Here is a 22,942-nt window from a genome sequence, read left to right as displayed (position 1 = left end):
GAAACGATTCATGACGTTCAACCTCACCATGACCGGGTCCGATCTCCTCCTCCTTCTGCCGGAGATCTTTCTCACGTTCTGGCTGTGCGTCGTGCTGATCGCGGACTTCGCGTTGCCAAAACTTCCCAAAGAACAACTGGCCTACCTGAGCATCGGCGGGCTGGTGGTGACCCTGGGGTGTCTCATCTGGTTCGATTCAGCGGGGATTTCGGGCACGCTTTTCAATCGGATGTTCGTCGTGGACCGGATGGCCCTGTTCTTCAAGACGTTCGTCGTCGGCGCGACGGTGCTGGTCATTCTGGCCTCGATCGACTACGTGCAGCGGTTCCGGTTTTTCAAGGGCGAATATTACTTCCTGATCCTGATGTCAGCCCTGGGTATGATGTTCATGGCTTCGGCCAACGACCTGCTCTCCGTCTTCATCACGCTAGAGTTCTCGACATTCGGCTTCTACGTGTTGGTGGCGTACCTGCGCGACGACATGGCCTCCAATGAAGCGGGGCTCAAATTCTTTATCCTCGGCGTGTTCGCCGCTGGGCTGCTGGCCTATGGGATTAGCCTGGTGTACGGAGAAACCGGCAAGCTCGTCTTCGCCGACATGACGGACGCCTCGACCACGCCGGGGCTGGCGATTGGATTCCTGCTGATCTTCGCCGCGCTGGGCTTCAAAATCGGGGCCGTGCCGTTCCACGCCTGGATCCCGGATACCTACCACGGGGCGCCGACGCCGGTCACGGCGTTCCTCTCGATCGCCCCCAAGGGCGCGGCCTTCGCGATCCTGATCCGCACGTTCTACGTGGCGCTCGCCACGTTCAAACCGACCTGGGTGTTGCTGCTGGTCGGCGTCTCGATCCTGTCCATGACGTACGGCAACATCGTGGCCATCGCGCAGCGGAACATCAAGCGCCTGCTGGCCTATTCAGGCATCGCGCAGATCGGCAACGTGCTCATCGGATTGGCCGCGGGCACCAAGATGGGCAGCGACGCCATTCTCTTCTATCTGCTGACCTATCTGTTCGCCAACCTCGGGGCCTTCGCGGTCGTGATCGCGGTGGGAACCCTCATCGGTAGCGACGAGATCGAGGATTACAACGGACTCAATCGCCGGTCGCCATTCCTGGCGTTCGCGATGCTGATCTTTCTGCTTTCCCTCGCGGGCGTGCCGCCGCTCGCGGGGTTCATCGGCAAACTCTACATTTTTGTGGCGGCTATCCAGGAAGGGCTCTACACGCTGATCCTCGTCGGCCTGGCGAACATCGTGATTTCCATGTACTACTACCTGGTCGTCGTCAAGAAGATGTATATCAACGAGCCGATCGACCCTTCGCCCCTGGTCGTCTCCGGACCGATGAAGGCCGTGGTGTACGTAGGACTGGCGGGCACGCTGATCCTGGGCATTTACCCCCAACCCTTCATCGATTGGGTGGTCGCCGCTACCCTTATGTTCTCCCATCTCGCCGGCCCGTCGGCCTCCGCCACGCCCCCCCTCCTTCCCTTCGGCGGCTGATTGCAGCCGCCGGTTTTGCCGATCCGAACCGACGCAAATAATCCTTGCAGCGTCCACGGAAGCGGCGGTACAGTCCTCCCCAACACGAGCCTCGATCGCCGGATCGGCTTCCCGGTTCGCCCATGAGTCCGACGGACGACATCGACCGCGAGCGGCCACCGCAGGCTTGTCAGCCCGAATCCGCCACTGTGTTCGACCGCCCCGCGCCAGCCGCCACGACGGGGGCGACACCCGTTTGGCTTCGCTGGCTTCAGCACTGGCCCATCGAGCGTCGAGTCCTGGCGGGATTCGGGCTGGTGTTCGCTGGGGTGCTGGTGATCACCACCGTGTCGTATCGCAACACCAATACGCTCATCAAGAACAGCCGCCTGGATGCCCGCAGCCACGAGTTCCTGGATCTCCTCGACGGAGTCGCCGTCGCCCTCGCCGATGCGGAGAGCGGTCATCGCCGGTACCTGGTCACAGGCGAAAATAGTTACCTGATCCCCTATCGCAACGCCGTCGACCGCATGCCCGAGTACTTCCGCTATCTCCGGGAGTTGACCGCCGACGCCCCGGCGCAGCAAGGCCGCGTGAACTTTCTCGAGGGCCTGATCAAGAAGCAACTGGAGGCGGAGGCCGCCGCCATCGAACTCCGGAAACGGAAGGGATTCCAGGGAGTCAGGCAAATGGCGCTTGAAGGGGCGGCCAAGCGCGAGCTGGCGACGGCCCGCGGCGTCATCGCGGAAATGGCCAACGAGGAAAACCGCGCACTGCGTCGCCGCGTCGCGGAATCGGCGGAGAGCACGCGCAGCACGATCCTGCTGCTGGGAGTCGGGACGCTGCTGCAGTTCGTCCTACTGGCCTCGGTCTATTATCTGATCCGGCACGACATCACCGAACGGCGACGGGTCGCGGCCGAGCTGCGGCGGCGCGGGGAGTTACTGGAGGCCGCGAACAAGGAATTGGAAGCGTTCAGTTATTCCGTCTCGCACGACCTGAGAGCTCCGCTCCGCCATATCGACGGCTACACAGCGCTGTTGGAGAAGAGCGCCGGTCCGGCTCTCGACGAGAAGGCCCGCCGCTATCTGCAGACGATCTCGGAATCGGCCAGGCGGATGGGGCAGTTGATCGACGACCTGCTGGTGTTCTCCCGCATGGGGCGGGCGGAAATGCTGCGCACGACGGTCGATCTGGACCAGGTGGTGAAGAACGTCCTGCACGATCTGCGGCATGACTTGCACGGACGGGCGGTCTCCTGGACAATTGAGCCACTGCCGCAGGTGCAAGGGGATCCGTCGATGCTGCGGCAGGTCCTGGTGAATCTGATCTCCAACGCGATCAAGTTCACCGGCACGCGCTCGCTGGCCAAGATCGAGATCGGCTGCGATCGCAGCCGACCCGATGAGGTCGTGATCTTCGTGCGGGACAACGGCGTCGGCTTCGACATGCAATACGCGGGCAAGCTGTTCGGCGTGTTCCAACGGTTGCATCGGGCCGACGAATTCGAAGGCACCGGCATCGGGCTCGCCAACGTCCGGCGGATCGTTCACCGGCACGGCGGCAGGACCTGGGCCGAGGGTGCTCCGGACAAGGGCGCGACGTTCTATTTCTCGTTGCCGATCGCGAGGGCTTCCGCATGACCACTGGGAAACCGATCGTCCTGGCCGAAGACAATCCACGGGACGCGGAACTCGCGCTGGCCGCCATGGAGGAGCACCATCTGGCCGACAAGGTCGTGGTCTGCCGGGACGGCGCCGAAGTGTTGGATTATCTGTATTGCCGAGGACGGTATAAGACGCGCCTACAAGGCAATCCCGCGGTGGTATTCCTGGATCTCAAGATGCCCAAAGTAGACGGGCTCGAAGTGCTGCGCACCATCAAAGCTGATGCCCGACTCCGGCCGATCCCGGTGGTGATGTTGACGTCTTCGCGCGAAGAGCGCGACCTCGCCCAAAGCTATGCCCTGGGGGCAAACGCTTACGTCGTCAAACCGGTTGAGTTCCAGCAATTCCTCAGGGCGGTGAAAGAATCGGGCATGTTCTGGGGGGTAATCAACGAACCTCCGCCGTAAGGAGCCGGTCCTGCGTGCAGGACCGTGACGACACGGAGAGCCGCGTGAAAAACCCGTTGCGCGTGCTGCAGCTCGAAGACAACCCCGTGGATGCCGAGTTGATCACGGCGACGTTGGCAGAAGGCGGGATCCCCTGCGAAGCCGACCGCGTCGAAACCCGGGCCGACTTTCTGGCTGCCCTCAAACGCGGCGGGTACGACATGATCCTCGCCGACTACTCCTTGCCGTCCTTCGACGGCATCTCTGCCCTGGCCATCGCCCGCGAACTGCGACCCGACATCCCATTCATCTTTGTTTCCGCCACCCTCGGCGAAGAACTGGCGATCGACACGCTGCATCGCGGCGCGACCGATTACATCCTGAAACAACGGCTGGGCCGGCTGGTGCCGTCGGTCCAGCGGGCCCTCCGCGAGTTGGACGAGCGGATGGAACGCAAGCGGGCCGAAGAGGCGTTGCGGCAGAGCGAGCGGCAGCTCCGCCAGGCGCAAAAGATGGAAGCCGTGGGGCGGCTGGCCGGAGGGCTGGCGCACGATTTCAACAATCTCCTGACCGTCATCATGGGCTATACCCAGGTGCTGCTCGGCGAACTAGGACCGGATCACCCGCTGCGAGCCCAGATCGAAGAAACCCAGAAAGCCGGCGAGCGGGCCGCCACGTTGATCCGGCAATTGCTGACCTTCAGCCGCAAACAGGCGCTGGAGCCGAAAGTGGTGAGCCTCAACAGCGTCGTGCACAACCTGGACAGTATGTTGCGCCGCCTGATCGGCGAGGACATCGATCTCGTCATCGCCCTCGATCCGGATGAAGGCCGGGTCAAGGCCGACCCAGGCCAGCTCGAACAGGTCGTGATGAATCTGGTGGTCAACGCCCGCGACGCCATGCCGCAGGGAGGCAAGCTGACCATCGACATCTCGCAAGCCAAGCTCGTCCGGACCCCGATGCACCACCTGCGTCCGTTGCCGCCCGGCTCGTACATGAAACTGTCCGTCCGCGACTCCGGGTGCGGCATGAATGCCGAGACGCTGTCCCATATCTTCGAACCGTTCTTCACGACCAAAGAGGACGGCAAGGGCACGGGGTTGGGGCTCTCCACGGTGTTCGGAATCGTCACGCAAAGCGGCGGCGGGATCGACGTCTGGAGCGAGGTGGGGAAAGGGACAACGTTCGACATCTATCTCCCAAAGGTCGAATCCGAAGCCGAGACCGCCCCGATCGTCTCCGCTCCCGAACAGGTGTCGCGCGGGACGGAGACGATTCTGCTGGTCGAAGATGAGCCAAGCGTCCGGGACCTCATCCGGGAGGAACTGCGGAAATGCGGCTACCGGGTGCTGGAAGCGAAAAACGGGGTTGAAGCCTGCCTGGTGGCCACCCAACAGACGGGATTCATCCATCTGCTGCTGACTGATGTCGTCATGCCCGCCATGAGCGGACGCGAACTGGCGCATCACCTGTTGGCTATCAAGCCGGACCTGAAAGTCCTGTTCATGTCCGGCTATCTCGACGACGTCGGGGTCGGCTCCGACATGGACGAGCGCAAGACAGCGTTCCTCCAGAAACCCTTCACGCCCGAGGTGTTGGCGAGAACCGTCCGGGACCTGCTGGACGGCAAGTCCGGATCCGGGCGGAATGGCGCCGGCGAGCACCTGGCAGCCCGAGCCAAAACCTAGCGTCTCCCTTGTCCGTTTCCCGAGATCGAATCGTGTGCACGGTTCCCCGGTGTCGCCAGCGCACCGATGCGGTGCGAACAAGAGAGCTGTTTTTCCTCCCTCTCGCGTCTTGGACGATTGACGCTTCTCCCTGTGGCTCTCTATACTCCCGTTCAACAGCCGCCGCCGACTCCAGCGGGTCGCGGCCTCGGAGAAGCCAGATGCAATGGTGCAGGGAGCATGGCCCCCTCCGTGCGAGCCGGTTAGGTTCTACCCGGCTGCGTTTTGTCATCCCGCTCTTCCTGCTCGGGTACGCCGGCATTCCCGATGCCGTCCCCGCCCAGACCATCCAATGGAATCCGTTGGCCGACGGCTTGGCGGTGACCCTGTGGTACCCCACGCCGGCCTGCCAGGACGTGCCCGCGTTGCTCATGGTCCAGATCGACCCGGAGCGATTCGAGTTCTCGATCTATCAGTTTCACGACGAAGGCCTCGGCGCCCCGCTGACGATCCAGGAGTGGCAGCACCGAACCGGCGCCCATGTCCTGTTCAACGCCGGCCTGTTCCGCGAGGACTACTCGTATTTGGGCCTGCTGATGAAGGACGGGCGGATGGTCGGCGCCAAGCGGCACCATTCCTGGCAAGCGCTCTTCGTGGCCGAGCCGGTCGTCCCCGGTCTCCGAAAGGCCCGGGTGCTTGACTTGGCTTTCGAGTCCTTCCATGAAGCGCACCCCTTGTACCGGGAAGCGGCCCAGTCGCTGATGTTGCTGGATCGCACGGGGAAGCCGCGGGTGCGCCAGACGGGGAAACGAGCCCAGCAGACGGTGGTGGCGGAAGACGGGGAGGGACGGATCTTGATCATCAAGACCACGGACGCCGTCACGCTGTATGGGTTGGCCGAGTGTCTGCGGAACGGCTTTCCCGCGATCCGTCAGGCCATGGCGATGGACGGTGGTTCCTCCTCCGACCTCTTCATTCGAACCGATCTCCTGGCGAACCGGAGCGAAGAAGGCGGCCAGCCGGCGTGGAAGGATATCGTGAACGGACAGGCGTCCCGCCACATCCCGCTGCCCGCCGTTATCGGCGTAAAACCGCGCCGCGAGCCGCCGCGGATGGAATCGGAGAAGACCGCGCCCGGCCGGACGACGCAACGTTAGCGACGCGGCGGTGCGACGGGGAATCCGGCTTCCAACCAGGCATTCATGCTCCCTTTGACGTTGTAGACGTGCCGGTACCCCAGGTCCGCCAACGTTTCAGCCGCGATATGGCTGCGGTGTCCGGACTGGCAGTAGACCACGATATGGTCATCCGGCTTGGCGCCGATCTCGCGATGGCGGGCTTTGATCTCGCGGAAATCGATATTCCGATCCGTACCCGGGATGACCCCTGTGGCATGTTCTTCCGGCGACCGCACATCGATCAAGAAAAAGCCCTTCTGGGCCAACGACGGCGCTTTGTTCAACCCAGCCCGCAGCTGGTGGACAGACAACTCATAGGAATGATACGCCAGGGCGCCGCTCGCGCCGGTCAGCACGGCGAGCAGGGCGAGACTGGCCCATGCAATGGATCGGCGGGAATCCATGGTTCTTCCTCCTTGTGACAACGAAAGTCCGTACAGGGACAGGTTGAGTCGGGCGGAAAACGAACGAGGTGTATGATAGGAGCCCCATGAAAGGCTGGTCAAGAGTCGCCGCGCTGGCCTGTGTCTTGGCGGGGAGCGGCTGCGCGGACGGCGCCAAAGTGATACAGGAAACTGAGACCGGCGGGATCGTGGTCTATCCGTTCAACAGCGGGCAAGGCCATCTGGTATCGCCGTTCCGACGCGACGCGCTGCAACTGATCGTGCAACGGTGCGGCAGCCAGTACACGATCGTCCGGGAGGGAGAGGCAAAGGGACGAAGCCGGATCGCAGGCGGAATGGGAGGGACGGAGGACGTGGTTCACGAGCGGCGCTGGGGAATTCAGTTCGAGTGCAAGTAACGGCGGGGCCGGCGGGTTTAGGTCTTCGCGGCCATGGGCGCCGTCTCGTGTCGGCGTCGCAGATCGTCGATAGTCAACAGGCTGAACAGCGTCACGCCCTGCCGTTCGACGTTCGCCCGTCCGCCCTGTTCCTTCCGATCCACGATGACCAAGGCGTAACGGACATCGAGCCCAGCCTCGCGCGCCGCAGCAACGGCCTTGAGCAACGAGCTGCCGCTGGTGAGCACGTCGTCGACGATCAACGCCCGATCGCCAGCCTGAACGGCCCCCTCGATCAACTTCCCCAGCCCGTGATCTTTCGGCTGCTTGCGGACGACGAAGGTTCGCCAGTCCCTGCGCGGCGTCGCGCGAAAGCCGTAATCGGAGAGGGTCGTCGCGATCGAAATGGCGCCCAACTCCAGCCCACCGATGCAGTCGAACTCCAGGTCCTTGAGAACTTCCCAGGCCGCCCGCGCCACCAATGCCCGGGGACCCGGATGGGCCATGAGGGCGCGGCAATCGACATAAAACGGGCTCGTCAGACCGGAGGCCAACTTGAAGCCGCCTTGAGGGTCCCACTTGAACGACCCGGTCGCAAGAAACGCTTGAGCCAACTCATCCCGTACCATCGCCGCTCCTCTGCCCGCCCTGCGCACCGCCTTCGTTCCTCTCGGCGGGGCGGCTGATTCTACACGCTTCGCCATCCCCAACGCATTCACTTTTTCGGGGCTGTCCGTCCCGCCGGAGCCCGGGCTTCCGGCAAACCGCTTGACCTGGGTCGCCAGCATGCCGGCGACCAAGTCGAGATCGAAGGGCCAGGCATAGCGGAAGACGACGTCAGGATGGGCGCGACGAAGCTGGTCGATCGTCCGGGGAATCTCAATTTCGGCGTGAGATCCTCCGGGCGTCAGCATGGAGGAGATCACCGTGACTTGCCCAACTCCCTCCTTGAGGAGTTCTTCGACCGCCTCCTCCAGCGTCGGCGCGCAATACTCGTTGTAGGCAATACGGAACAAGGAGCCGTCCAACGACGGCTTGAGCCGCGCGGCCAGGGCTTCGAGCCCCGACTGGTAAGGATCGTTCTCGCCCGTTCGTGGCCATCGACGAATTCGGCGGTCCAGCTCCACTTCTTCTGCCGTCGGCGCACCCCCGGTCGACCGGCGCTGCGCTTCCAGCCGTTTGAGCTTCATGACGAGGTCGTAGGGACAATCCTTGGGAATCCCGCCATGCCCGACCAGGACCACGCCGCGTTTGCGCTCCCGCATCACCATTCTCTCCTTCCCCCGAACCCCTCTCCTAATTCCCTCGCCCCGTGTAAGAGAGGGCAAGGGCGAGGGGGGAGCCAACCGGTAGATCAGGACAACAAACCTCCGGGACGCAACCCGAGGAGTATCAGTTTCTGGCGGTCCGGATTCAGATACACCTGATCCCGAAGGGCCGCCACATCATAGGCCCGGACATAGTGTTGCAAGAGCGTGATCGGCACCACCAGCGGCGACCGCCCGCGGCGATAGTCTTCGATGACCCCGAGCAACTCGTCCCTCTCCTGTGCATTCAGCAGCCCCTTGAGATGGCCGGCGATGCGACGGAGGACCGGCACGTGAGTGCGAACCGTGGCCGGAGTCTTCAGCGCCTTCAGCAACCCCGCGCCATAGCGCCGAGCCAAGTCGATCGGCCGATACCGATGGGCGTTCGCCACCAAGCGCCCAAGCTTCCGGTAATGCGCGGGGCTGTGCGCCAGCAGCAGGTACGTGTGAGACAAGTGAAAATCACCCACCGCCTGGCGGGTAATGCGCCCCTTCAGCAGCTCCCGCCAGCGCCGATAGCAGAAGACTCGCTCGATGAAGTGTTCACGGAGCACAGGATCGCACAACCGGCCCTCTTCCTCCACCGGGATCAAGGGAAAATGGGCCATGAACGCGCGCGCAAACAGCCCCACGCCGTTCCGGCTCGACCTCCCGGCACGATCGACGACAGGGACTCGCTCGATGCCGCAACTGGGGGAATCCTTCTTGAAGATGAATCCCGAGAGGTCCAGCACTTCCAGCTCGCGGACCCGTTCGTCCGAGAAGCGCGCCATCTCCGCTGTCCGATCGCGGGCCGAGTGCACCGTCACCAGCCGCGGGCGCCGGGGATCGCCGACCAGCCGCATCGCCTCGCGCGGAACGCCGAAGCCGGCTTCCACTTCGGGGCAGACCGGCACCCATTCCACGAACCGCCCGAGCACCTCGACCAAGAAGCTGTCCCGCTTGTGTCCACCGTCGTAGCGGACCTCCTCGCCGAGCAGGCAGCGACTGATGCCGAGGCGAATCGGCGGGCTGACAGCTTCGCAAGTCTCGTCGAGCATACGCCGCGGCGTCACCGGATTTTGACCAGCCGGTCCGACCTGGTCCTCATGCCGCACGTCGGGAGGATGCTGCTGGCCCGAAAATCGTCTGCAGGGCTGACTCCAGCGACGGATAGCGGAATCGGTACCCGGCCTGTTGCGCCACCCCCGGCAGGACGCACTGCCCCGTCGTGAGCACCGTGGCGAGTTCGCCCAGCGCCAGGCGCAACACCATCCCAGGCACTGGCAGCCAGGAGGGTCGGCGCAGCACCCGCCCCAAGGTGGCGCAGAACTCCCGCATCGTCACCGCGCCAGGAGCGACGGCATTGACTGGCCCGCTCACCCTCGGGGTGGTCAACACCCATTCCATCATTCCGATCAGATCTTGCCGGTGAATCCAGGATACCCATTGGGTCCCCGGCCCAATCGGCCCGCCGATGAAGGCGCGGAACGGCAGCAACATCCTGGGGAGAGCGCCGCCGTCCTTCTCCAACACCATGCCAAGGCGCAGACAGACGACGCGCGCCCCAGCGCGCTGCGCCACCATGGCCTCCCGTTCCCATGCTACACACAGCTCGGCCAGAAACCCCGTTCCCGGCGGAGCGCCCTCCTGCAAGGGGCGGTCGTCGCTCGGACCATAGTAGCCGACGCCGGACGCGGAAAGGAACACGCGGTGGCGGGCGGAGACGCGATCGAGGGCCTGTGCCAACAGTCTCGTGGCGGCGATGCGGCTGTCGTAGATGACTCGCTTGCGCTCTGGACTCCATCGCGCCTCGGCGATAGGCGCGCCCGCTAAATTGATCACTGCGTCCGCCGAGTCCAACTCCCGTTCCCAGGGGCCCGTCGTCAGCCCGTCCCACTCGACGACCTTGGTAGAAGAGTCGAGGCCCAACTTGGCCTCTCCGGCCCGACGAGACAGCACCACGACATCGTGGTCTTCAGCGGCCAACGCCCGGCACAACGCCCGGCCGATAAAGCCGGTCCCGCCGCTGATCACGATTTTCATGAGCCCTCCTCGGAGTGAGCGGCGCCAGAGTGACTGAGACTATCGGGAATCTTACCCCTTGACCAGAAGACAGCGTCTCCCTCTGGAAGGCCGTTCCCAACCACAGAGCGCGTGGAGGTCTTTCTCTTAATGCTCGGAGCCCGCCGCGGTCACGGATCGCTCGAACGCCACCGCCCCGTCAACCAGCACGAACAAGGCAATCAGCGCGAGCAGGACTCCTCCCGTAAACCAGCCGAGCGGTGACAATTTCCACGTGTGATCCGTGATCCCGGCCAACACCCCGATCACTCCGCACAGAAACGCGACGCCCGCGCCGATTCGGGCGATGGTGGTCCGCTTGAGGCCTGGTCCCATGGGGCACCTCCTTCTGCACCTCAGCCGCGTCAGTACGACATCGGAATAGCTTTCTCCCCCTCCCTCTGAAAGGGACCAGAGGAGGGTATCGCCTTAAGGCGATAGGTCGGGGGCCGCCTACCTGCCGCGCCGCTGCACGGTGCGGCGCAGGCAGGTGAACAATCCCCAGCCGATGGCCTCCAGCCGGGCCAGGGCGGCCTCTTCGACGACCGACTCCGTGAATGGTGCGCTCACAGTGCCTCCCACAATGCGCGGATGGGAACGGCGAACAACGAGTTCCCGAACGATACACTCACTGTGCCGTCGTAGAGCACGACGCCGCAGACGAAGCGTTGGCCGGCGGCATCCTTGAGCTTGCGCAGCCCGCGAAAGTCGGCTGCCGTCACCGTCGCCGCGGCCTTGACCTCGATCCCCGCGACGGCGCGCGCCCCGCGCTCGACCACGATGTCCACCTCGTAGCCGTCGCGGTCACGAAAGTGATGAAACGCGAGGGGATGCTCGTACCGCTCGCCTGCCGCCTGAGTTCCTGGAACACGAAGGTCTCGAGCACCTGGCCCAACAGGGCGCGATCCGCCGTGAGCGTTTTGGCGTCTGCGCCGAGCAGCGCGCACGCGAGACCGGTATCGCCGACATGCAGCTTGGGCGTCTTGATCAGCCGGCTCAAGCGGTTGACGGACCAGGGAGGCAACTCCTCGAGCAGGAAGATGCGCTCAAGCAGAGTCAGGTAATCGCGGATCGTCGGCCGGCTGAGCTGGTACGGCGCAGCCAGGTCGGAGACGTTCAGCAGCCGGGCCGTCTCCACGGCGGCTGCGGCGAGCAGCCGCGGAACCGCGTCGAGCGAGGCGATCCACGCGAGCTCACGCACGTCACGCTGCACGATCGTTTCGACGTACGTCTCGTACCATCGCGCCCGCCGCCGGATAGCCGCCGGCAACGATGCGCTCGGGAAGCGCCGCGCCGAGACGCTCGAACGGGCGCATCGGGAAGCCTTGCCCGAAAAGCCGATCGAGAAAGGATGGGCGTTCACCAGCGAGTTCGCACTGCGCGAGCGGGTGCAGGTGCACGATCGCCATGCGACCGGCCAGCGAATCGCCGAGCTTCGGCAGGAGAAGCACGTTGGTAGAGCCGGTCAGCAGGAAGCGGCCCGGCCGCCGGTCGCGGTCGATCGCCGCCTTGAGCGCGGCGAACAGGTGCGGCACATGCTGCACCTCGTCCAGGATCACGCGCGCCGGCAAATCCGCGACGAAGCCGATCGGATCCGTCGTCGCGGCGCTGCGGATGGCGTCGTCGTCGAAGCTCACGTAGGCGTAGCCTGCGCGCAGGCCAGTGCCCTAGGCGAGCGTCGTCTTGCCGCTCTGGCGGGGGCCGTGGATCAGCACGGCCGGAGCGTCTTCAAGCGCCTCAGCCAGCCGATCCGCGACGAAGCGCGGATAGAAACCCGTGTCCAGCATCGGCTGATTGTAACGTTTGCTGTCGGCTAAGTGCAACCTTGCGGCTCGGCGGATTGCAAGGTTGTCCATCGGCTGATTGCAAGCTCACTCGCCGGCTGAACGCTTGTTTCGTTGTCGGCTGAACGCAAGATCTTCCCTCGGCTGTTCCTAGGTTCCTGTTGACTTGCCAAGGGGCTTTGGCCACCGCACACGACCTTTCCGGAGTCAGCGCACTCACACGGGCCGAAGCACGGTCACGAACTCGGCCACGACTTCCACTGACCCTGCATCTCGGCCCGACAACGTAATCGGCGCATACTCGGGGTTGGTCGGCGATAGCGTGACCTTCGTGTGCCGCCAGCCCCCCTCCTCATCGGATTTCTTCTCCGAGGAGTAACGCTTCACCGTAAACGAGCCGCCAGTCTCGGGATCTGCAGGCCCACGATACTGCGCGAGGACGATCTTTCCCTGCCGCGTGCCGGCAGGCTTCGCCCGGAAGACGAGATAGTCCCCATCCCGAATAATCGGTTCCATCGACTGGCCGACCGCCCGGCACACGAACATCCGCTCGTCCAGCCGCCCGATTCCATCGACTTCGATCCAGCCCTCCGGCTCGACTGCTTCGCCGTTTCCGAAGTATCCAGCTGCTGCCTTGAGTGAGTAGAGGGGAAGCAGCGTTTTGAACGCCTCTCGCTTCACCCGCTCGTCGTCGAGGGAGATCAGGCGGAGCTGCGGCTCGGGGCGAGCCCGAACAAGGGCATCGGCAAGGTCCGCCAATGACCGGGCGCCAGCGGCCAGCGCCGTTTCAAGTTTCCGCTGCTGGACGAACAGGTACCGCCACTGCCCGTACCTGGTGGCGCTCATCTTCTCACACCACAGCCGCGCCGCTTCGCTCTTGAGCGCCGTGTTCGGCCGCACCTCGCCTTTCGTCTCGACGAGCCACATCACCTCCCGCCCGTCCGCCTCGCGAACGGCTACGATGAAGTCGGGATAGTACTGGCGCGGCCGGTTGCTCTCGTAGTACGTGACCGAAAACCCCATCCGCTCGTTCTTGGAGTAGCGTACGACATCTTTGGCGGTATCGAGGAAGTCGGCGAAGCGCTTCTCCAGCTCCGTGTGGCAGGGCACTCTGTTGGTGTGGCAGCGCTTGCCCTCGGCGACGATGCCGGTCCACTGGAAACGCCGCAGGTTCGTCGAGTCGAGCCACTCGGGGTTGCCGAGAATGGGCACCGCTTCGACGCCAGCTGCGCATGCACCACGGATGGCCGTGTCAAGCGCGTCAATCGCCTGCCGCCGCCAGTAGTAGATCGCCACATCGCGCACGTCGCTCCTCAAACCACCGGCCTCCAGCGGCACCACCCGCGACTCAAGGTAGCGACGCGAGACCTCGAGGAGCTCGTCGAAGGTGGGACCGACGCCGAGATCGCCCGCCGAGTCCGGATTCGTTTCGTGGTACAGCTCCTCGGCTGTGAGGAACGCAGTGCGAAGCACCGGCCATTCTCTGCGGACCTCCTCCAAGGTCATCACCGCCTCGGGCGCACCGCCGACGACCGGTCGCACGCGCACGTCTGGCGGCGTCTCCTTCGGGTTGATCCGGATCTGCGGCAGGTCCTCTACCCGAATCAGGTCCGCGAGCGACTCCGTTACGCCGACCGCCCACGAGCGCACGTTCGGCACGGTGATTCGATACCTCTCCTTCTTGGGGTCCGGCTCGATCCAGACGGGCTTGTGCCCCCACTCGCCGGCCTTCGGCCGTTTGCGCTTCTCGACCGGGAAACCGACGAACGGGATCCCGAAGGCGTCCACCGTCTCCTCGCTGCCTTCCGGCCGCTCCTCAAGCGGTTGGTTCAAGACGTCGTAGTTCGTACGACGTAGACCTCGGCCAATAATCTGTTCCGTCAAGAGCGGCGAGTCGAAAGCGCGCAGGCCAAGAATGTGCGTCACGCTCTTCACGTCCCAGCCCTCGGAGAGCATGTTCACGCTGACGATGCAGCGCACGTGCTCGCCGGCCTTTCCCTTCACGCCGACGGTGTTGACCATGTCGCGTAGCACTGCTTCATTGCCCTTGTCGGCGTCGAAGACCTTGGAGTCCACCTGGATCGTGACCCAGCGCGATCGGTCCTCGTCGTCGGGGTTGCGCAGCAGCTCGTACTCGCGCGTCAGGTGCTCGAAGAGCCATGCCGCCCGCTGGGCGCTGTCGGCCACACACAGCAGCACCGGCGCCGGCCCTCGCGCGAACTCCAGTGTACCCGCCCACTCGTCATAGTCCTTTTTCCATGATGAATAGATGCTTGCGATCGCGCCCTTGCAGGCGCGCAAGTACTCCTCTTTGGTCTTCGCCCCCTTCACCAGGTCCCAGAGGTCGAGGTACACCTTCCCGTGCTCGTCCGGGTCGGGCAGGCGCACGACTTTGACCAACCCCGACTCGAAGGCGTCGTAGACCGAGAAGTCCGAGACCAACCACTCGAAAAGCGTCCCCTCGGGCTTCGGGGACCCGGAGCCGTACCACGGCGTCGCCGAGAGATCGATCACCAAGCTCACACGCGCGGCCTTGCTGATGCACTCGAGAATCTTGCTCCACTTGATGTACTCGGGATCCTCGCCCTTCTTCGTCCGCTTCTCGCCATAGACGTGGTGTGCCTCGTCGTTAATCACCACGAGGTCGCGCCAGCCACCGAGCAGCCGCCGGATCGGCGCGTTCGGGTCCTGCCGGGCGCGCCGCTGCATCGCGCGCAGCACCGCCTGCGGGATGAAGCGCCCCTCTTCGAGCGGCACCTCGCCCTCGCCGATCCAGTCCTCGCGTTTGTTCTCAAGGAGGATCCCTTGCCAGTTGCGCACCAGCACGTTCGGATGGAACTCCTCTCGGTACTCGGGCGGTACCATCTCGAAGGCATCGTAGAGATTATGCTCGCCGGCCGGGTCGAGCCCGTCGCCGCGCGGCATGCCGCTCACGCGGTCGCGCACGGTGAGGTTCGGCACCAGCACGAGGAAGTTCGCTGAGAGCGAGGAGCCGCTCACCTTGCGCTTGTGCAGCGTCGCCCAGGTGACGAGGAGCGCCATCACCACGGTCTTGCCGGTGCCGGTGGCAAGCTTGAGCGCGTAGCGCAAGAGGTCATTCGTTCCCGGCATCTTGTAGCGGTTTTTCACCTCGTACAGGTAGATGACCGTCTCGACCGCCTCCTGCTGGCAGAAGAAGAAACGCTTGCCGACCGCCTTGCGCTCTTCATCGCGCTCGAACCACCACTCCAGCAGCCGCCGCGTGACGACCGCCGTGCCCGGCCAGCCGTCCTCACGCCAGGCGCGCACCTTGTCGCGGAGCTGGTTGACGAACTCGTTCTTCTCGGCGGCTGAGGCGGACAGGTCGTCGAAGAGCCCAGCCTCTTTGCCGACCACGCCGGCGATGCCGCCCTTGACATCCTTGGCCGACGCGCGTAAGCGCATCGAGGGCCGGCGCCCCGCGACGCGCCTCGAGCGGCCGCCGGGCAGCAGCTCGTAGTGCGCGTCTGGCTCACGGAAGGCGTCGCAGATGACGACCCGGTCAACGACGTAGGCCATGCGCTGCCTATCCAGTCGTCGCTACCGTCACCGACCGCGGCTCCTCAACGCGCTTGGAGGCGTCCAGGACCTCGATCGAGACGAGGTTGCCCGCTGCGTCATAGTCGAGGATGACACCCGGCTTGTCCTCGTCGCTTTCCGCGATGGGCACGTCGCGAAAAACGATGGTCAAGGTATCGGTTTCAGCGTCATAGGTCACCTTCATGACGTCCTCCAGTACTTATCCAGTTTACTTGAGCGGTAGACTGTGACGACGGTATCCGTTTCGGCGCCCGTGTCCACGACCACCCGGACCACGTACTCCCGGCCTGACTTCGGATCGCCGCGGCGCGCCTGGCGGATCTCCCGTCCGGGTCGCACGGCCATGACCTGCTCGGGCACCGTGGCGATCTCGATAACGGTGGCTTCTTCGACACCGCGCCGTTGCGCGCGCCAGCGTGCATGCGCACTCATGACCACGCGCTTTCCGGTCATGTTGCCAGATCCCGCACGACGACCGACTCGTTGCCGTACACGTCCACGACCTTGACCGCGATGCGCTTGTAGCCGCGAACCGGGAACGGATCGGACGTGAGCTTCAACGTGAACTCGTCGTCCGGCACCTCGACCCCCAGTTTCGAGAGCGCGGGCTTCTTCCGGAAGTCGAAAAACATCTGGCAGTCCACGAAGCAGTCGCCGTCGTAGTCCTCGTCGAGGTACCAGGCCGAGACGTAGCCCGAACCGGCGTGCTTGTACTCCGTGCGCCGGTGCTTGCGATCGAACAGCGCGACCCCCTTGAGGGTCACGCGCACCTGCTTCTCCTTGCCGTTCTTCTCGGTCTTGATCTCGATGTCCGGCAGCGCGAGCGGCGAGAAGAGCATCTCTGGCTGTGTCGCCTTCAGACCCTCGGCGAGCGTGTCCGGGCGGATCATAATGAGTTCCACCTTCACTTTGCCGCGTTTTTCGAGCGCCGACTTCACCTCGCCTACGTTCGCCTCAAAGGCCCAGCCGAGCACATGCACCTCGAGGATGCCTGAGGCGAGCGCGTCCTGGACGGCGTCGTTGATCTCTTGGCGGTGACGCGCCCCGAGAGCGGGCCGACCGAGATCGCGATTTTCTCTTTCTCGTTCTCCGCCACCGCGTGCACGAGCCCGCTCGCGCCCTGGATCGCCGCGTCCTTGCGGTAGAGGCGGCTGATCACTTCGATGTAGTTCTCGAGCTTCGCCGGCTCGCCAATCCCCGGCTCGCGGACGACATAACCTTTCCAGTCCTCGACCGAGTAGCGGCCAAGCGACATCACCTCGAAGGGACCGCAGACGCGGATCGCGTCCTTGTCCACCTCGGGCCGGTCCACGAGCTCGACCTTCTCGGGCTCGAGGTCGTAGGCGAGGCTCTTCAGCGTCACGCGGTTGACGGTCTTGTAAATGAAGTTGCCGGAGACCTTGCCGTTGCGGGTCTTGTAGTGCTCGAAGGTCGCGGAAAGCAGCCGCTGGCGAGCGACGTTGATGGCGACGCGCGAGGTGTCGCAGGTGATCCAGCGGCGCCCAGTCGTTTCCGCACACCATGCGGTCGTGCCCCCTCCGCACGTTGGATCGAAGACCAAGTCACCTGGATCAGTCGTCATATGTATACAGCGCTGGATCGCCTTGGGAGATGTCTGGACGGCATAGACTTTAGGGTCGGCGAACCCACTGATCACAGTGTCATCCCAGATGTTCGAAATCGGGGATACCGGAAAATCATCAGCATAGCGAACGTACGACAGCCGCTTACCCGTAGCCTCGATGCGACGCTTTTCTGCCAAACGTGCCAGTCCCTCAACGCGCGTCTTCCAATGGCTATTTGGCGATGGGTAGTAGGTGACACCTTCAAACTGAAAAGGTTGCGGCTCCTTCGCTTCACCCTGCGCGCTTAGGTCGCTGAGCCGGTAGATGCGCCAGCCCTCGGGAAGTTTTTCAATGTTTTCGATCTCTTCGATCGTCAAACGCCTTCGAAACCCATCCGGCAACTCGACAAACACGTATGCCGAACCTTCATCACTAACTGCCTTTGCTTGGTAAATCCGCCGATACTTGACGGTTTGAACGTCCTTCGCAAACCACACGAGGTAATCACAGACTACTGAAAGTAGAGTGCTGGAGAACCCAGACGTTTTGCGGAAAGCGATTACAGCGAGTTCGTTCTTTGCCCCAAAAACCTCTGCCAGAAGCGCCTTCACAAGATGCAGATTCTCTTGGTTGATCTGGACAAAGAGGCTTCCCGTCTCCGCCAGCAGCTCCCGGCACAGGTACAGCCGCTCCTGCAGATACGACAGGTACGAGTGAATCCCGAGTGCCCACGTGTCGCGAAACGCCTTGATGGTGAGCACGTCGTCGGCCTGGTCGTCGGGATCGTTTTTCGTCGAATCCACACGCTGCTGGAAGTTCGAGTCGTACTTGATGCCGTACGGCGGGTCGATGTAGATCATCTGCACCTTGCCGCGCAGGTTCTCGTAGTGGAGGAGCGACGCCATCACGTGCAGCGAATCGCCGCAGATGAGCTTGTTCTTCCAGCCCTCCTCGTGCGTGTAGAACTCGACGCGCTTGGTTCGGTCGCTCTCGCGAAGCTGCTTCTCGAGGTCGGCGAAGAGGTGCCCCTGCCGCGCCGCGCCCGACTTCTCCTCGGCGACCTTCCGCGCCCGCTCGATGATCTGCGCGATGCGCGACTCGGAGACGATCTCGTTCCGCTGGAGCGGCAGCACCGGCACCTCGCGCTTGTTACGCTTTCCCGCCCAGAAGAGCACCGGATCGGCCGCTGGGTCCATGTCCACGACCACCGGCCGCTCGTCACCGTCGGGCAGCTTGCCAACGACGACGGCCTTGCTCCAGCCGTTGTCCATCGGCAGCGTCACGACCTGCTCGTCGGCTGGCAGCAGCGGCGTGTGCCCGGTCTCGGGCGTGCGCGGCTCCTTGATCTCGTCGTAGGTGTAGCGGGTGACCTTCTTCTCGACTTTCGGACCGTTGCTCTTTTTCCGTGCCATGTACCGATCCCTCTCAGCTACTCAAATCGTTCGCGTCGAGAAACGCCTCGACGGTGTTGAAGGCGTTCAGGAACAGGGGGCTCCCCGAGAAAGAAAGCGGGCTGACTGGTCCGATGGTCATGAACGAGTACTGCCGGCTCTTGGCGTCGAACGCCGAGTGCGGGTCGCGGAAGAGCTGGTAGAGATCGAGCGCCGTGCCGGACGAGCCGACGAGCTGCTTCAGGGACTGAAACTCCTGCCCGAGCGCCAGCCCGAACCCGAAGAAAAAGATGCGGAGCTGCTGGAGGATCTCGGGGTGCAAGCTTGACAGCGTCTGGCTGATGAACAGCCACCCGAGGCCGTACTTGCGCGTCGTCCGGGCAGCGTCGATCAGGACCGACCGCACGCCTTTTGCCGCGTCATCATCGCTCGTCAGCTCTCGGGGAGCCAGACGATGTGCCTCGTCTATCACGACGAGCGCATTGAGGCTCTGACCTTCCTTGTAGAAGTACTCGGCGGTCTGGGCAAGTCCGTCGAGCAGCCGCTTGATGACGAGTGACTGAATTTTGTCGTTCCAGAACAAGCCTTTCGCCTGTTCTTTGGAAAGATCGATCACCAGGATCGGCCGGTTGTCACGGGCGGAGCCGTCGTCGTTGGTCAGCGACAAGAGCCAAGCGAGCGCTTTGTTGATGCTCTTCGCCCCCTGCCGGTCCTCGCGAAACAGCTCCGCCACCGGCCCCCAGTAGTCGTTGAAAAACTCTTCGGGATCGGCTTCATGCAGCGCGGTGTCGAAGCGGGCGCGCGATGCCTCGGTCCGGTAGAAAACCTTTTGGACCTTGTCATCCTGCAGCAGTTTCCAGGCGGCGTCGAAGGACTTACGTTGATGCAGCTCGGCGAGCTTGATCTTGCCTTTCTGCAGCTTGTCCGAGAGAATCCCGCAGGCGAGTTCGCGGTTCTCCCCCTTGGGCACGGTCAGCCGCTCGAAGAACTGCGACTCGAACAGGATCTGCTCGAAGAGTTCCCAGCGGTCGAGCACGAGATTGCGAATGGTGAGGGTAACGGGCTGCTTCCCGAGCTTGCGAGCGACATCACCTACGGGCAGCGCAAATTCGCCGCTCGTGCCCCCCTTCTTCATGTCCCGCGCGAACTCGCCCTGCGGGTCGATCACGAGCAGCGCCATCTTCGGGTACCTCGCGTAAGCGAGCAGAATCATCTTCGCGAGCACCGACTTGCCTGAGCCGGTCTTGCCGAAGATGCCGAGGTGGTACGCCTCGCCGGCGCCGTCCGGCCCGCTGTCGAAGTGCTTGAACCAGAGTGGTAACCGTGGCTTCGATCCGTAGACATGGCCAAGGTAGAAAATCTGGTCGCGGTACGGGCGCAGCAGTTCGTCGAGCACTTCGTCGGTGACCAGATGGATCGGGGTTCCGGTCGCAGGGACCGTCCCCAGGATGCTGGGCTCGTAGCCCGCGGGACCGCCTTTCCTGAAGACCGCGCTGATCACCATCTGCCCGAGATGCGTGTCCTGGCGCTCGCTGACCGCATCCACCCGCCCCCGCTGGCGGATCAGGCTGCGCATCGTCGGATCCTCGTGCCAGATGTTGCGCAGTTGCACCTCGGTGATCTGCCCGAGCGCGTAGTGGGGGTTGGTGTCCTGGGAAAAGCGGAACAGCGCCAGCTCACCCACCAGCTTTCGCATGACCGCGGAGCCGAGGATGTCGAGCGCGAGCTGGGCGGTAGACGACGGCGACCCGACGACGCCGAGCCGCTCCGTTTCGTTGATGATTTTCTCCAGATCCTTGTCGGCTGCGGCCATGCTCCTACCTCCCTGCCTCGCTCCGGTAGCCATGCATCGCAAAGAACACTTCGCCGATATCCCCACCGTACTTCTCAGAGATCTGTTGGGTTGTGACTTGTCGGAACGCCGGGATCGCCCGCGCCAGCGCCTTGACCGTGCGGTCGGCGAGGTAGATCGGGTATGGCTCAAGCATAGACGGCGTAGCACTCTGGTGCTTCAGGCCCTGGACGACGGTGGCCAGCCGGTGGGTGTTGTCGGTGATGCTGGCTGCGGCCTCGACACGGAGCGCCGGCAGCCACTCCTGCGGCTTGTAGTAGAAGACGTGCACGCTACCGAGGGCCGAGACGATCTCGTCGGCGAGGGGGTTTGCCTCTCGTCTGATCTCGGCCGGCAGGCTGCCCGTGTTCAGATGCCAGGTGATGTTGCCCTGCGCGTCGCGCGGATGCTCGAGGGGCATCGGCTTGGTCAGTTCACCCGGGTTGAGCAGCAGCGTGAGCATGCCCCGGTCGTCGTGGCCGGACGGCCAGCCCAGTGCCGTGCCGATCTCCCGCCGGGTCGAGTACTTGGGCAAGGCAACATGTTGCTTGTCCGACCGCTCCGAGCGCAAGAGCGTGAGATAAGCGCGCAGATACTCGGCGCAGTGTCCGAGGAACTCCTGCGAGCAGCGCAAATCCTTCGCCTCTGGTGCCTTGTTCAGCGCCTGGTTGAAGTAGATGACCGGCAGGGTCAGGGTGCCGTCGAGCATCACTACGTCGTGCGGCGCGTTCGTGGCCAAGCGAAGCTCTTCGCCGAGCATCACGGCACGCAGCACGGTTGCCGTGTCCTCCTGGTGCGGCTCGGCGGCAATGAACGTCTTATGTCGCGGCAGGTCCCAATGCCGTTTCTCAGACGGCGGCGTCAGCCCCTCGACCGCCACCGCGGCGGCGGCAGCGAGATCCGTGGTCAGCAGTCGTTCGATGGCGTACGAGCCGTCGGCGGCGCAGGTGGTGGGCAGCGGCGGGTAGCCGAGCGAGGATTCGGAGATCACCCGCCCGGACTTGAGCAGCTGCTCGCGCAGCGCACCGCGGTCTGCGCGGATCTTCTGGAACGACGCGAGCAGGCTGTCGGCGACCGCCTTAGTCTGCCCGAGCACCTCCTCGACCAGCGCCGCCGGCAGGTCTGAGAACGGGGTTTGCTCGTTCGTGCCGGCGCTCATCTGCGATTCCACAATCGGTAGCTCTCCGGCTCGAAGCTGCGGTAACTGTCGTCGCGCATCGCTCGCGGTAGCAACCACCGCTCTCGAAACCAGGCGAAGAGCTCCGATGCCCTGCGGCGGTAGGCATAGAGCCGCTGATGCTCATTAATTAAAAATTCTCGCGTGTTGCTGGCCAGTGGAGCAAGGAAAATCTCTCTCTGCACGCCATGATAGACCAGTTCGCGGGACAACCCAAGAAGCGGGAGCGCCTTGCGGAGCAGTTCGCGCCGGTTTCGGAATCCTTCACCCCACCGCTTGTGCTTCGCTGTGGCCTCGCAGTGGGCAAGCGCCAATCGCTGCAGGTCATGATAGAGGCCGTTGATGAAGTGAAATTCCCCAAATCCCTGCGTGAAGCCAACCGATGAGAACACAGGGGTTCCTCGATACACCAACCGGTTGTAGAGGGACGACCGTCCGAGCGCCGACGTGGTCGTGAGAAGAGCCAGGCGTCCATCCAAACGCTGCCGACGAATATACGATCGCTGCCCTCCATATTTCCGCCGGAACGCCTGCTGCACCTCCCAACTTGTGGCGAGGAGGGCGATGAGCTTGCCGCACAGGAGCTGCGAATAGGGCGGCACGGCACCTAGGATGAAGAGGTCCATGACATGTTGCAGACGGCGTCGCTTCGCCTCGTGCGACCAACCAATCCAGCGGTCCCTTGGTCCCAAGGCAAAGACGGGGTCTCCGAGACCGAACAGACCAATGAGTTTCCCGTTTGAATCGTCAAACACGAGAAACCGCAACCGGCGGCCATATCCTGACGAGACTGGGACTGTCCAGTGAAGGCGGCAGTACCGGAAGAGCCGTTCCTCTTCCGAATCCGGCAGGACTTGGACAAGCCGGGGTTGAATGGCTTCGGGATTGACTTCGTACCCTGATGCGATGAACGACAAGAGCCGTGCCTCATGCCGTTCAAGGCCTTCACGTGACCGCTCCATCGTATGGAGCACAGCCTTAGCATGGAGTGTTCGAAGAAAGGCCTTATCCTGTCCATCAGGCACGACAAGACGCCCGTCTTGCATCCCAAAACCCTGCTCTCTCAGAGCGCGAAGGATGCGCTGGCGCAGCTTCTGCCGATCCTGCATCAGGTCCATCCG

The 22,942-nt window shown here is 63.6% G+C and carries 23 protein-coding genes; 6 read left to right on the top strand and 17 right to left on the bottom strand.

The genetic code is table 11. The features are described from left to right. Nucleotides 1-10: 10 nt before the first annotated feature. The 5 genes from ACWHTU_RS00740 (at nucleotide 11) to ACWHTU_RS00720 (ending at nucleotide 6,363) form a co-directional block, all read left to right on the top strand. Nucleotides 11-1,507 carry an NADH-quinone oxidoreductase subunit N gene (locus tag ACWHTU_RS00740; protein ID WP_447861016.1) on the top strand — a complete coding sequence of 499 codons (1,497 nt, stop codon included), beginning with the start codon at nucleotides 11-13 and terminating at the stop codon, nucleotides 1,505-1,507. A gap of 122 nt (nucleotides 1,508-1,629) precedes the next feature. After that, a complete protein-coding gene (locus ACWHTU_RS00735) occupies nucleotides 1,630-3,129 on the top strand; it encodes a sensor histidine kinase (protein ID WP_447861015.1) in 1,500 nt (499 codons plus the stop codon). Continuing rightward, nucleotides 3,126-3,560 (top strand): response regulator, encoded by a 435-nt coding sequence (locus ACWHTU_RS00730; RefSeq protein WP_447861014.1) that lies wholly within the window; start codon nucleotides 3,126-3,128, stop codon nucleotides 3,558-3,560. Before ACWHTU_RS00735 ends, ACWHTU_RS00730 begins: the two co-directional genes overlap by 4 nt. Before the next feature lie 14 nt (nucleotides 3,561-3,574). After that, complete coding sequence (locus tag ACWHTU_RS00725) at nucleotides 3,575-5,227, top strand: response regulator (protein ID WP_447861013.1); 1,653 nt, start codon at nucleotides 3,575-3,577, stop codon at nucleotides 5,225-5,227. Nucleotides 5,228-5,427: 200 nt separating this feature from the next. Continuing rightward, a complete protein-coding gene (locus tag ACWHTU_RS00720) occupies nucleotides 5,428-6,363 on the top strand; it encodes a phosphodiester glycosidase family protein (protein ID WP_447861012.1) in 936 nt (311 codons plus the stop codon). Here ACWHTU_RS00720 and ACWHTU_RS00715 read toward each other — a convergent pair. Then, the gene (locus ACWHTU_RS00715; protein WP_447861011.1) at nucleotides 6,360-6,788 is read right to left on the bottom strand and encodes a rhodanese-like domain-containing protein; all 429 of its coding nucleotides are present in this window, start codon (nucleotides 6,786-6,788) and stop codon (nucleotides 6,360-6,362) included. The genes ACWHTU_RS00720 and ACWHTU_RS00715 overlap by 4 nt on opposite strands. Before the next feature lie 86 nt (nucleotides 6,789-6,874). On the opposite strand from ACWHTU_RS00715, the gene ACWHTU_RS00710 reads away from it, so the two are divergent. Next, nucleotides 6,875-7,186 (top strand): hypothetical protein, encoded by a 312-nt coding sequence (locus ACWHTU_RS00710; protein ID WP_447861010.1) that lies wholly within the window; start codon nucleotides 6,875-6,877, stop codon nucleotides 7,184-7,186. A gap of 17 nt (nucleotides 7,187-7,203) precedes the next feature. Here the strand turns inward: ACWHTU_RS00710 and pyrE are convergent, their stop codons facing one another. The 16 genes from pyrE to ACWHTU_RS00630 all read right to left on the bottom strand — a co-directional run bounded on the left by pyrE (nucleotide 7,204) and on the right by ACWHTU_RS00630 (nucleotide 22,930). Beyond that, entirely contained in the window at nucleotides 7,204-8,430 is a 1,227-nt protein-coding gene (pyrE, locus tag ACWHTU_RS00705) for an orotate phosphoribosyltransferase (protein WP_447861009.1), read from the bottom strand. A gap of 89 nt (nucleotides 8,431-8,519) precedes the next feature. After that, entirely contained in the window at nucleotides 8,520-9,512 is a 993-nt protein-coding gene (locus ACWHTU_RS00700) for a YbgA family protein (protein WP_447863287.1), read from the bottom strand. Between the two features lie 46 nt (nucleotides 9,513-9,558). After that, a complete protein-coding gene (locus ACWHTU_RS00695; protein WP_447861008.1) occupies nucleotides 9,559-10,497 on the bottom strand; it encodes a TIGR01777 family oxidoreductase in 939 nt (312 codons plus the stop codon). 126 nt (nucleotides 10,498-10,623) lie between these two features. After that, a complete protein-coding gene (locus tag ACWHTU_RS00690; RefSeq protein ID WP_447861007.1) occupies nucleotides 10,624-10,851 on the bottom strand; it encodes a hypothetical protein in 228 nt (75 codons plus the stop codon). 230 nt (nucleotides 10,852-11,081) lie between these two features. Continuing rightward, entirely contained in the window at nucleotides 11,082-11,303 is a 222-nt protein-coding gene (locus ACWHTU_RS00685; protein ID WP_447861006.1) for a hypothetical protein, read from the bottom strand. Then, entirely contained in the window at nucleotides 11,234-11,728 is a 495-nt protein-coding gene (locus ACWHTU_RS00680; RefSeq protein ID WP_447861005.1) for a DUF4143 domain-containing protein, read from the bottom strand. The genes ACWHTU_RS00685 and ACWHTU_RS00680 overlap by 70 nt, the downstream gene beginning before the upstream one ends. After that, nucleotides 11,718-12,152: an AAA family ATPase gene (locus tag ACWHTU_RS00675; protein ID WP_447861004.1), complete on the bottom strand. Its 435-nt coding sequence runs from the start codon at nucleotides 12,150-12,152 to the stop codon at nucleotides 11,718-11,720. Before ACWHTU_RS00675 ends, ACWHTU_RS00680 begins: the two co-directional genes overlap by 11 nt. Nucleotides 12,153-12,182: 30 nt before the next feature. Then, on the bottom strand, nucleotides 12,183-12,371 hold the full coding sequence (locus ACWHTU_RS00670; RefSeq protein WP_447861003.1) for a hypothetical protein: 189 nt from the start codon (nucleotides 12,369-12,371) through the stop codon (nucleotides 12,183-12,185). A 144-nt stretch (nucleotides 12,372-12,515) separates the two neighbouring features. Continuing rightward, nucleotides 12,516-15,836, bottom strand: coding sequence for a DEAD/DEAH box helicase family protein (locus ACWHTU_RS00665; RefSeq protein WP_447861002.1), 3,321 nt, complete (start codon nucleotides 15,834-15,836; stop codon nucleotides 12,516-12,518). 7 nt (nucleotides 15,837-15,843) lie between these two features. Then, nucleotides 15,844-16,041 (bottom strand): DUF2283 domain-containing protein, encoded by a 198-nt coding sequence (locus tag ACWHTU_RS00660; protein WP_447861001.1) that lies wholly within the window; start codon nucleotides 16,039-16,041, stop codon nucleotides 15,844-15,846. Next, complete coding sequence (locus ACWHTU_RS00655; RefSeq protein WP_447861000.1) at nucleotides 16,038-16,310, bottom strand: DUF4258 domain-containing protein; 273 nt, start codon at nucleotides 16,308-16,310, stop codon at nucleotides 16,038-16,040. The genes ACWHTU_RS00660 and ACWHTU_RS00655 overlap by 4 nt, the downstream gene beginning before the upstream one ends. Further along, entirely contained in the window at nucleotides 16,307-16,831 is a 525-nt protein-coding gene (locus ACWHTU_RS00650; protein WP_447860999.1) for a hypothetical protein, read from the bottom strand. The genes ACWHTU_RS00655 and ACWHTU_RS00650 overlap by 4 nt, the downstream gene beginning before the upstream one ends. Next, the gene (locus ACWHTU_RS00645; protein WP_447860998.1) at nucleotides 16,801-18,834 is read right to left on the bottom strand and encodes a site-specific DNA-methyltransferase; all 2,034 of its coding nucleotides are present in this window, start codon (nucleotides 18,832-18,834) and stop codon (nucleotides 16,801-16,803) included. Before ACWHTU_RS00645 ends, ACWHTU_RS00650 begins: the two co-directional genes overlap by 31 nt. Nucleotides 18,835-18,847: 13 nt before the next feature. After that, nucleotides 18,848-20,626, bottom strand: coding sequence for an ATP-binding protein (locus tag ACWHTU_RS00640; RefSeq protein WP_447860997.1), 1,779 nt, complete (start codon nucleotides 20,624-20,626; stop codon nucleotides 18,848-18,850). A 4-nt stretch (nucleotides 20,627-20,630) separates the two neighbouring features. Then, nucleotides 20,631-21,803, bottom strand: a complete 1,173-nt coding sequence (locus ACWHTU_RS00635; protein ID WP_447860996.1) for a DNA double-strand break repair nuclease NurA — start codon at nucleotides 21,801-21,803, stop codon at nucleotides 20,631-20,633. Continuing rightward, a complete protein-coding gene (locus ACWHTU_RS00630) occupies nucleotides 21,800-22,930 on the bottom strand; it encodes a Druantia anti-phage system protein DruA (RefSeq protein ID WP_447860995.1) in 1,131 nt (376 codons plus the stop codon). Before ACWHTU_RS00630 ends, ACWHTU_RS00635 begins: the two co-directional genes overlap by 4 nt. Nucleotides 22,931-22,942: the final 12 nt, after the last annotated feature.

It is taken from the genome of Nitrospira calida, assembly GCF_976986435.1.
This window is presented reverse-complemented; position numbering and strand designations above follow the sequence as displayed.

Bases quoted from the DNA above. Each gene is read 5' to 3' on its own strand.
- ACWHTU_RS00740 (WP_447861016.1), top strand. From the start codon at position 11: ATGACGTTCAACCTCACCATGACCGGGTCCGATCTCCTCCTCCTTCTG.
- ACWHTU_RS00735 (WP_447861015.1), top strand. From the start codon at position 1,630: ATGAGTCCGACGGACGACATCGACCGCGAGCGGCCACCGCAGGCTTGT.
- ACWHTU_RS00730 (WP_447861014.1), top strand. From the start codon at position 3,126: ATGACCACTGGGAAACCGATCGTCCTGGCCGAAGACAATCCACGGGAC.
- ACWHTU_RS00720 (WP_447861012.1), top strand. From the start codon at position 5,428: ATGCAATGGTGCAGGGAGCATGGCCCCCTCCGTGCGAGCCGGTTAGGT.
- ACWHTU_RS00715 (WP_447861011.1), bottom strand. From the start codon at position 6,788: ATGGATTCCCGCCGATCCATTGCATGGGCCAGTCTCGCCCTGCTCGCC.
- ACWHTU_RS00710 (WP_447861010.1), top strand. From the start codon at position 6,875: ATGAAAGGCTGGTCAAGAGTCGCCGCGCTGGCCTGTGTCTTGGCGGGG.
- pyrE (WP_447861009.1), bottom strand. From the start codon at position 8,430: ATGCGGGAGCGCAAACGCGGCGTGGTCCTGGTCGGGCATGGCGGGATT.
- ACWHTU_RS00700 (WP_447863287.1), bottom strand. From the start codon at position 9,512: ATGCTCGACGAGACTTGCGAAGCTGTCAGCCCGCCGATTCGCCTCGGC.
- ACWHTU_RS00695 (WP_447861008.1), bottom strand. From the start codon at position 10,497: ATGAAAATCGTGATCAGCGGCGGGACCGGCTTTATCGGCCGGGCGTTG.
- ACWHTU_RS00690 (WP_447861007.1), bottom strand. From the start codon at position 10,851: ATGGGACCAGGCCTCAAGCGGACCACCATCGCCCGAATCGGCGCGGGC.
- ACWHTU_RS00670 (WP_447861003.1), bottom strand. From the start codon at position 12,371: ATGGACAACCTTGCAATCCGCCGAGCCGCAAGGTTGCACTTAGCCGAC.
- ACWHTU_RS00665 (WP_447861002.1), bottom strand. From the start codon at position 15,836: ATGGCCTACGTCGTTGACCGGGTCGTCATCTGCGACGCCTTCCGTGAG.
- ACWHTU_RS00660 (WP_447861001.1), bottom strand. From the start codon at position 16,041: ATGAAGGTGACCTATGACGCTGAAACCGATACCTTGACCATCGTTTTT.
- ACWHTU_RS00655 (WP_447861000.1), bottom strand. From the start codon at position 16,310: ATGACCGGAAAGCGCGTGGTCATGAGTGCGCATGCACGCTGGCGCGCG.
- ACWHTU_RS00645 (WP_447860998.1), bottom strand. From the start codon at position 18,834: ATGGCACGGAAAAAGAGCAACGGTCCGAAAGTCGAGAAGAAGGTCACC.
- ACWHTU_RS00640 (WP_447860997.1), bottom strand. From the start codon at position 20,626: ATGGCCGCAGCCGACAAGGATCTGGAGAAAATCATCAACGAAACGGAG.
- ACWHTU_RS00635 (WP_447860996.1), bottom strand. From the start codon at position 21,803: ATGAGCGCCGGCACGAACGAGCAAACCCCGTTCTCAGACCTGCCGGCG.
- ACWHTU_RS00630 (WP_447860995.1), bottom strand. From the start codon at position 22,930: ATGCAGGATCGGCAGAAGCTGCGCCAGCGCATCCTTCGCGCTCTGAGA.